The following is a 6,905-nucleotide window of genomic DNA, read 5'->3' as shown; positions in this document are numbered from 1 at the left end:
CTCTGTTTCGACCCGCAAACGACGTGCTTGAACCGCTTCCGTCTCCGAGCCCCTAGCCGACGCGGACGGCTGCTTTCCCAGGAGTCGCCGAACCGCGCGTCCGGGCCATCAAGCCCTGCGGGCAGCGTGTCGCGCTGGTGCTAGTCGCCGTGGTCGGCTGCCGTGGTGAGGGTGATGCCCAGCGTCTGTGGCCAGTCGGCGCCGAAGTATTCGCGGGCGAGCCGCATCATTTCGGCCAGGTGACGTCGGTAGTGTCCGGCGATCGCGTAGGCGCGGTTGGCCGCGGACTGCAGATCGGTGTGCAGGGCGGCCAGGTCGGTGTCGGTGACCGGGCGGGTGGCGGTGCCGCGGGCGCGGCCTTCGGCGAGGTTGGGCAGCTCGGGCAGGTTGGCGGAGAAGTCGTAGGTGGCCCAGCGATCGCCCTCGGCCTGCCAGTGGTCGGCCGCGCGTTCGGCGGCGGTGATGCCTGCGGCTAGCAGGTCCTGAAAGTCCCCCTCACCCATAACCGGTGAGCCTAGCGTGACCGGGTGTGATCCAGGTCATGGCTACGCGCGATCGGGTGGGGTGTGCGGTCCTGGGCCAGAGCGCGGTTCACCGCTTCGGCGGGGGCCCCCGGATCTTGGCGTGCCGCGGCAGGACAGCTCAATTCTCCGGCTTGGCCGGGCCCGTCCACGTCGCGGCGACCTGTACCAATGTCTGGCCCGAAGCCAGAGGGGGTGGCGGGGCATGAGTGGGCGACCCCGGCGGTGATGCCCTGATCCGGGTGCGTGGTCGGTATCCTTTTCGCCCGGGGGAACAAGCTCAGCCGAGCAGGTGCAGCGCGAGGCCCGCGAGCCGGATGTTGCCCCACACACCGGGCGGGGCGACCAGCCGGAGTTGAGCCGCGGTGACCGGTTTCGCCGGGTCGTCCGGGTGGTGCAGCCCGCGGTAGGTCCGGCTGGGCAGGTCGGATACCAGCCGTGCGACCTGTCGCCACACGCCGGCCGGGCCGTGGCGCACCTCGAGTCGGAGATCTCGCAGCCAGGACTCCGGATGTGCTGGGTCGTCGTGCAGGGTGAGGCTGTCGAAGGTCACCGCCGTGGTGGTTTCCAGCAGCAGGTATGCCGCCGGGAAGCCCTGGGCGGCGAAGTCGACGGAGAAGTCGGTGAGCCACGGTTCGACCGGGGGGACCGGGCGTGGCGCGAGTACCGCGTCGATGTCGACCCGGACCGGGTCCTGGTGGGTTTCCACCTTGAAGGTCAGCGTCCGGACCAGGCTCCGGGTGAGCACATTGGCCGGTGGCGGATCCGCCGGCGGCTGGCCGTTGCCGGATCCGGTGATCCGGCTGACCGGCCGTTCCTCCGGTGCGAGCAACCGGCCGCGTACGTCCGCCGCCGACGACTTCAGCACCGCGGACCAGACCGGCTGGAACGAGGCGCCGGTGCGGCGGCTTACCTGGCCCAGCCGGGTCGCCACGAGCAGATCGCCCCCGGGCAGCCACTGCGGCGCCGGGAGTGCCTCGACATCGGTACTCCACAACGGATTCGCGTTCGCGTCGAGCACGACCACGCGTCCCTGTTCGTCGCCGCAGGCGATCCGCCCGTCCGCGGCCACCGCCAGGTTGTGCAGCACGTCGCCGCCGGGGAAGGACCGGTCCAGCGCCCATCCGTCCGGCCGGACGCGGCACAGTTCGATCCGGCTGTCGTGCAGCGTGACCAGTGTGCGGCCGTCGGGCGCCCACGCCAGTTCGTGTACTGGCCCCGGAAGCACGCTGACGACATTCCCGGTCGTGACGTCCAGCAGCACCAGCATGCCGCCGTCGTGGGTGGTGGCCAGCGCGCAGACGCGACCGTCCGGACCGACCGCGGCCGCGGTCGCCCTGCCCTCGATCGTGGTCACCGGTCCCAGCAGGGTGCGGCTCCAGTGCTGCCCGCCGGTGCTCACCCGGTAACTGGTGACCTGATCGCGCGCGATCACCAGCAGCGTGTCCTCGTTCACCGCGACGAGGAAGGCGTCGGCGGCCGTGCCGGGACGCTCCCGTGGCGTGGCCTGCTGCCACCAGTCGACGTGCCACAACGGGGTCCCGTCGCGTTTCCACACCGCGATGCCCTGGTTTCCGGCCGTGGCGACCCACGAGCCGCTCGGCGGGACCGCGAAGGCCGGTGGACGCCCATCGTTGATCCTGGGGGTGATCCGGTGTCCCCAGCGGGGCTGGGTGCCGTGCAGGTCGAACCGGCGCTGCGGCACGCCGGTGGCCGGGTCGACCAGGTACAGGCCGTGGCCGCTCGGCGCGTCGAGTGCGGTGCCCCGTACCGCGATCGCACCGGACACCGCTTCCGGGTCGAAGGTGAAGTGCTGGCCGATCCTGGCCTGCCACCGCTGCTGCCCGGTCCCGAGGTCCAGCGCATACAGGTTGGCGTCCCAGTTGGCGGTGGCGAACACCGCGAGGTTTCCGGACAACGCGAGGCCGCGTACCCGGGCGCCGAGCCGGGATGCGGCCGGTCGCCACTCCGCCGCGGCCGCACTGTCACCGGATGTCTCGGCGGGGCCCGGGGGAGCAGAGCCGCCCGGCCGCGGGCCGGTGAGCAGGTCGAGCGGCAGCGGCACGGTGGTGACCCCGGCGGTGTCGGTGGCCTGGTGCCCGGCGAGCAGTTCGACCGTCTCCACCCGAACCTGGCCCCGGACCTGTGCGGGGGCCTCGAATTCGCCCCGCGCCGGGGATTCGGTGTGCTGTTCCCACAGCACCGCGTTGCCCTCGTCGAGGATGCGGACCCGCACCGGCACCGGTGTGTCGATGGTGGCGCCGCCGACGGTCACCACCTCCGCCGACCACCGGAGCCGGTTGTTGCCGACGACGACCGCGTCCACCTTGACGCCGTCGATCGGTTCCGGCAAAAGCGCAAGGATGGCGATCGGCCAGTGCCGGAAGTCGGCGGTCATCGTGCCGTTCTGGGTGCTGACGGGCCGCGCGGCGAGGACGTCGTATCCATGCAGGCCGCGGTGGGCCGGAGGCAGGGTCAACGCGATTTCCGCCGCCGGCGGGGTGATGGCGGTGACCGGGGCCGCGCGCCGCAGCACCGCGGGATCGACGTCGAACAGGGAGTTGTTGAGCGCCAGCACGACCCGGGCCGCGCCGAACTTTCTCTCGCTCAGCAGCACGTCGGGATCGGCGCAACCGACCCGTCCGGCGGCGCCACCCAACGCGGAGCGCAGCGCGGGCCGGTGCTCCAGCGCGAACCGCCGCCAGATCCGGTAGGAGCCGTCACTGCCGCCGTGCCGGTTGAGCGCGGTCTCCTTGTCGAACGCCACGCCGAGCGGTTTGCTGCCCAGCTTCCGCACCACGTCGAGTTCCGGCGGGGTGTCCCTCGAGGTGCCGTCGTGGAAAACCGGTGTGCCGGCCGCGGTGAGCCGCCCCAGCGCCGCCACCATGTCCGCACCGAACTCGGTCCGCTCGTGCACCAGCAGCACCGCGGCGTAGTCGGTGATCGGGCGCGTGCCGGGCAGGTCGAGGTCCTCGACGAACACCACGCTCGCCGGGACCTGCGCGTACAGGCAGGAGAGATACGCCTCGAAGACGCGCGCCAGATGCTCGGGCAGGTTCTTCGTCCAGCTCTGGACCGCGAACTGTCGCCGGGAGAGCAGGATCGCCACCGGATCGTCGCCGTCGAACCGGCGTACCCAGCCGCCGTACTCGTGCAGGACCTCGCTGAGCACCCGCAGCACCGAGAACGACGCGCTCACGTCGTCACGGGGATCGACATGGGGTTCCCGGAAGGTGGGCACCAGTTCGGCGTGGCCACTCGTGTCGGAACCCCGCAGCAGGGCGGCGAAAGCCTGCCCGAAAGTCTGGTCCCCGGTACCGCTGTCGTTGTTGTTCTGCGGATGCAACGTGCTCGGCTTGCCCGGCCGGGTGTGGTAGTCGATCGCGAACGCGGTGTGCAGGAACAGCGGGAACTGCTCCCACTGCGCCTGCAGGTCGACCTCGTCCACCTCGCGGTAGGAGTCCGGCGGGTAGACGTTGATCTGGTAGAACGGCCCGGCCGCCGAGGTGACCAGCCGATCGGCCTCCGCGCCGACACCGACGCGCAGGATCTCCCGCAGCCGCCGCTGGGCGTCCGTCGCGTGGTTGGTGCCGTCGGCGGCCATCATGCCCAGCAGCGGGGACCAGGTGCCCTTGTCCCGGCAGGTCTTCAGCGCGGCCGCGAAGGCCGCCCCACCGGTTTCCGGCATCTTCGCGACCACGTCGGGGGATTGCTGCCAGGTCCACCAGTTCGCGCCCCACTGCCAGCCGCCGAACCCGTGGTACCGCATCAGGACGCTGCTCATCTCCAGCAGGTCGTGGTACCGGGTGACCGGCGAGCGGGCCTCGGTGGTGAAGATCTTGTAGTACTCCGGTAGCAGGATCATTTCCCGCATCGGCAGGTACGTGTCGTTGATGAGCAGCACACCGCGCTGCTCGACCCCGAGCGCACCCAGCCCGGTAACCGTGTCCAGCAGCGGGCTGAGGGTGATCACCTTGGCCGGGTCGATCGCTTTCCGGTCGACGGTCAGCCGGCGCACGAGCACGTCCAAACCGACGACCTGGTCCCATTCCAGCACCGCGATTCCGCCCCGATGCAGGATGCCGAGCCGGTCCACCACGATCGTCCAGCCCAGCCGCCGCACCCGGTCCAGATGGGTGGCCACCACATCGGCGATGTCGAGGTGCTCGGACTTGATCAGCGCGTTGGAGGCGCCGAGCTCACCCGGGTACAACTGCGCGGTGAGATCGGCGAACCACACCCGGCGGTGACCGCCGCTCACCCGGCCCGGCCCGAGCTCGATCGGCTGGGCCGCGACGGCGAAACCCGGCGTGTCGGCGGTGAGCAGGTAGCGCCCCGGCTTCAACAGACCGGTCACCGCCGCGGGCACGGTCACCGTCAACGGCGCTCCGGCCGGGACGGTGACCTGGCTGGTGGCCACGGTCCGCGGCGCAGACCCGGACACGTCGTCCAGCCGCAGCACCAACTGCTTCACCGCGGGCGGGTCCTGGCGGACGGAGACCGACAGCTCGATCGGCTCACCGGCGGCATACCGGGTCCGGTTCAGCACCCAGTCCCGGATCGTTCCGTTGCCGTACCGGTAAAGGGATCTGCCGCGGGTGCCCAGGCTCACCGAGCCGGTGGCCCCGCGCGGCCGGACCTCCACCACCCGGCGCACCCGGAACGCCGGTGTCCTCCCGACCCGGTACGGCGCCGTGTCGGGGGACAGCGAGAACTGGACCAGCCCGCTCACGTCACCGGGAACCCCGATCAGCAGCCGAGTCGGATCGGCCTGGTCCGGCGTCACGGTGAATTCACGGTGGTCCTGGGCGCCCGGTGAACGGCCCCAGGCCCGCCACGTCGGCGCGGGCAGGCGGTGTGGCTCGCCGCCGTCCGAGCGACCGATGCTCACCGTCACAGGCACGCTGGTGCCCGCCTCCCACGGCCGGTCCTCGGGGATCTCCGCGCTGAGGAAGTCGTGACGGGACCACACGGACCGCTGGAAGGCGACCTGCGCCGAGCCAGGCGCCGGAAGCGCGAACACCGAGTACAGCTCGCGGTCCTGCCTGCGTTGCAGGACGACTTGTTGTTGCCAGATACGCAGTTCCCGGTAGGGGGCGGTATCCGTCGGGAGTGGACGGTCGGCGCCGAAGGGCAACTCGTCCGGTGCGCCGGTGCCGTTGTCGGGGTATCGCAGCAGCCGGTCGCCGAGCCGAGTCACCAGGTACACCCGGCCGTCGGCACCGAGATCGAACCCGCCGCTCTCGTGCGGCACCAGCGTCCGGAGATGGCCGTCCGACCGGTCCCACACCACCTGACCACCCGCGCGAACCTTGGCCAGCCGCGTGACCCCATCGGAAGAAGCCTTGTACAGCACGAAGAACACCGGTTCGCCGCCGGCATCGCTGATCCGGAAGTCCAGCACTGACGCCTTGTCCGGAGTGAACGGAAGCGGGTGTAACACCGGCTCCGCCGGGGAAGCGGGATCGCCGAGATCGACGACGTGCGGCGCGGTCGAACCGGGGGAGACCACACCGTACTGGGCCAGGACGTAGATCCGGCCACTTTCCCCGGCCTCCACCCGGGCGGACGCGTCGAGATGGCCCTCGGTGCGGGACCGGCGCCACTGGAGCACCTCCTCGTCACGCCGATCGATCACGGTGACGCCCGGCTCGGCGTGCGTCTCGGCCCGTGCCAGGTAACCGGCCGAGTTCGCGGTGACGTACCCGAGCACCGTGTTGCGGCCGATGGGGCTCGCCACGCCGCGCCGCAGGCCGCCGTCGACGGTCATGCCGAGCACGTCGTCGGACCGGCCCAACGGGGTCTCCAGCCAACCGGTCAGGTACACGCGCCCGTCCCTGCCGACACTCAGCCATGCCTTCGCGCAGCTCAGCACCGGGTGCTCCCGGCTGATCACCGTGTCCAACCGCGTCATGGCCCGAAGCTTCGCGCGAAGGTAAACCGGGTGGCATACCCGAACACGAAACACACCAGGCGGGAAAATCGCCCACAAATCAGCCCGATCGGGCGGTCTTTTGGATCTGGTTCCTGGTCGCACTGGTCAGCGCGCTGGGTGAATGCAGCACGGGACGAACGTTGTTCGGCCGCGCCCTTGAGTTCTTCTCCCGGATCACCGGAAAGTGATGTGCCCGGGCAACGAACGGAAGATACGACGCTCCGCAGCGGAGACACGAGTTGCCAGAGCGAACTTCCGCTCATGCCGTGAGGAGGTCGTTCTCGCGCGCGTTCCGGTAGTAGGATCGACGATTCCGTAACCGCTAGCTGACGGTTATGGGTCGACCATACCGGTGTTCTGGCAGGCGACCAGACGCCAGTGTCCGTCCTACTTGGACATGACGAAGAGGGGAGTGCCTTCACCTTCGTCCGCCGAGGGTTGACCGCTGG

2 protein-coding genes are annotated in these 6,905 nt (G+C 70.5%); both read right to left on the bottom strand.

Annotated elements, in window-relative coordinates; all coding sequences use genetic code 11:
• Positions 1 to 140 precede the first annotated feature (140 nt).
• Positions 141 to 503 (bottom strand): hypothetical protein, encoded by a 363-nt coding sequence (locus FXO23_RS50030; protein ID WP_158896196.1) that lies wholly within the window; start codon positions 501 to 503, stop codon positions 141 to 143.
• 298 nt (positions 504 to 801) lie between these two features.
• Positions 802 to 6,435 carry an outer membrane protein assembly factor BamB family protein gene (locus FXO23_RS50025; RefSeq protein WP_158896194.1) on the bottom strand — a complete coding sequence of 1,878 codons (5,634 nt, stop codon included), beginning with the start codon at positions 6,433 to 6,435 and terminating at the stop codon, positions 802 to 804.
• Between the last annotated feature and the right edge of the window lie 470 nt (positions 6,436 to 6,905).

It is taken from the genome of Amycolatopsis anabasis, from assembly GCF_009765355.1.
GTDB lineage: Bacteria > Actinomycetota > Actinomycetes > Mycobacteriales > Pseudonocardiaceae > Amycolatopsis > Amycolatopsis anabasis.
This window is presented reverse-complemented; position numbering and strand designations above follow the sequence as displayed.

What these genes read in the sequence shown, in the direction of transcription:
- FXO23_RS50030 (WP_158896196.1), bottom strand. Translation starts at nt 503, where the DNA reads ATGGGTGAGGGGGACTTTCAGGACCTGCTAGCCGCAGGCATCACCGCC.
- FXO23_RS50025 (WP_158896194.1), bottom strand. Translation starts at nt 6,435, where the DNA reads ATGACGCGGTTGGACACGGTGATCAGCCGGGAGCACCCGGTGCTGAGC.